This is a genomic window from Thalassospira sp. UBA4513 (assembly GCF_002388495.1).
Taxonomy (GTDB): domain Bacteria; phylum Pseudomonadota; class Alphaproteobacteria; order Rhodospirillales; family Thalassospiraceae; genus Thalassospira; species Thalassospira tepidiphila.
Window position 1 is genome coordinate 1,794 of the sequence record NZ_DGMR01000031.1, and the last position, 296, is coordinate 2,089.

A 296-nucleotide genomic window follows, 5' to 3' on the forward strand; every position below is an offset into this window, starting at 1 on the left:
TTCTGCACATCCATGCTTTTGGTTGTCGGGTCATACAGCCCGGCATTGAACAGCTTTGAAACCGCAATGTCGCCATTGACCACCGGATAAATCGGGGCGGCCGGGTTAAGCGCGCGCAGGCGGGCTTCAAGGGCTGTGCGCGTTGCCTCATCAGCCAGATCGGCCTTGGTCATCAGGATGCGGTCGGCAACAGCCGCCTGCTTGACACTTTCGGGATGGTTATCAAGCTGGCCTGCGCCATGGATGGCATCGACGGTGGTCACCACGCTATCAAGGCGGAACTTGGTGGTCAGAAG

The 296-nt window shown here is 58.8% G+C and carries 1 protein-coding gene; it reads right to left on the reverse strand.

Annotated elements, in window-relative coordinates; translation table 11 throughout:
* The coding region (locus B2T33_RS12195; protein WP_286792113.1) for a GTP-binding protein at positions 1–296 on the reverse strand (296 nt) is incomplete at both ends.